Genomic DNA, 2,038 nt, shown 5'->3' with positions numbered 1-2,038 from the left:
TCTAATCAACTATTAGAGCATAAGAATGTTCAACAAGCAGTAGTAATAGATCAAGTAGATTCAAACGGGAAAAAATTTTTATGTGCGTATATTGTTGTAGATGATGAGAAAGTCATGGAAACTATTCGAGAGTATCTAGCACAAAAGTTGCCAGAATATATGATTCCGCAATATTTTGTAAAATTAGAGAAATTGCCACTGACTCCGAATGGAAAGATCGATCGTAAAGTGTTGCCAGAACCTAAGTTGATAGAAGATGATAAGAGTTTAAATATCGAGTATCCAAATACAGAGATAGAGAAAAAAATCGGTAGAATATGGGAAGGTGTATTAGGTATATCCCCTATTGATATACACAGTGATTTTCTAAAATTAGGCGGTAATTCTATTGCTATGATACAAGTGGTGAATTCCATAAATAAAGAATTTAAAATAAACGTGGGAATTAAAAAGTTTATTGAATTGAGAACGATTTTTAAACTGTCAAAAGAAATTGAATCCTGCAAACAAGAAGAAATAATACATGAAGAACATGATAGTAAGACAGCAGACTGGGAAAATTTATATAATCCTTTTCCATTAACAGAAGTACAAACAGCCTATTGGCTAGGAAGAGAGAATACGTTTGAAATGGGAGGGGTGTCTACACATAGTTATGTAGAAATAGAGACACCAGTTAATATAGAAAGGTTGAATAAAGCTTTACAAGAAATGATTCAACGACATCCAATGTTAAGAGGTATAATTTTACCATCTGGAGAACAAAAAATACTAGAAACTGTTCCAGATTATCTCATAAAGGTAGTTGATTTATCTTATCTTGACGATAAATCAAGACAAGAGGAAATTATTAAGGAACGAAATAAAATGTCACATCATGTTTTTGATAGTAGTCAATGGCCTTTATTTGAATTCCGTGCATTAAAAATAGCAGAGAATCTACATATTCTTTGTGTTAGCTTTGATTTATTGATAATGGATGGAGCTAGTATGATTCATATCTTTTCCAAAGAATTGTTAGAACTGTATTTGAATCCAAATAAGAAGCTTCCTAAATTAGAATTTACGTTTAGAGACTACATTACAGAACATATAAAGTTTAAAAATACAAAAAAATATAGTACGGATAAAGCCTATTGGTTGTCTAAATTGAAGGGTTTTCCTTTTGCACCGGAACTACCAATGAAGCAGGAACCAAATGTAATAAAAAATCCAAAGTTTAAAAGATTGGAATATAAAATATCTCGAAATATTTGGAGTAAACTCAAAAAGATTGCACAAAGTTATAGTATAACGCCTTCAGTTTTATTGTGTACGTCTTATGCAGAAATACTTGCAAAATGGAGTAATCAACCTAAATTAGCTATTAATACAACATTATTTAACAGGGAGCCTTTTCATGAACATGTTAATAGAATTATAGGTGATTTCACAATGATTTCCTTACTAGATGTTGATTTTAGTCAGGGAGAACTTTCTTTTGCTAATCGTGCACAACAGTTGCAAGAGGTATTAATAGAAGCTTTAGAGCATAAATCGTATGATGGCATAGACTTTGTAAGGGAGTTCTCAAATTTTCATAACTTAAATGGAAAAGCAGTGATGCCAATTGTATTTACTAGTATGCTATTTCCAGAAAAAGAAGAGGTAGATTGGACAGACTTAGGAGAAGTTAAATTGGGAGTCAGTCAAACTTCTCAAGTATATTTGGATTATCAAGTTATGGAGATAAAGGGAGATTTACAGATTACATGGGATTATGTGGAGGACTTATTTGATGAACAGGTTATTGGATTGATGTTTTCTCAATACATCGACATGTTACATCATTTAGTGGAATCGAAAGATTTAATACAATTAACTCTCCCTAAGGTTGATGAAAATATAGTTATTAAACAGTACAACCAAACCGAGAAAGAAATTGAAAAAACAACATTACACAATTTATTTGTTAGACAAGTACAGAAAACACCAGATTATACAGCGGTTATTATGGAAGAAGAGAGCTTGACATACCAAGAATTACATGAAAAATCTA

At 31.3% G+C, this 2,038-nt stretch carries 1 protein-coding gene; it reads left to right on the top strand.

Features of this window, described 5'->3' with window-relative positions; translation table 11 throughout:
* Positions 1–2,038: condensation domain-containing protein (locus DOS87_RS29825; protein WP_261795577.1), on the top strand; the 2,038-nt coding region annotated here is incomplete at both ends.

Origin of the sequence: Bacillus sp. CR71 (assembly GCF_003429245.1) — a bacterium.
Lineage (GTDB): Bacteria > Bacillota > Bacilli > Bacillales > Bacillaceae_G > Bacillus_A > Bacillus_A thuringiensis_S.
This window is presented reverse-complemented; position numbering and strand designations above follow the sequence as displayed.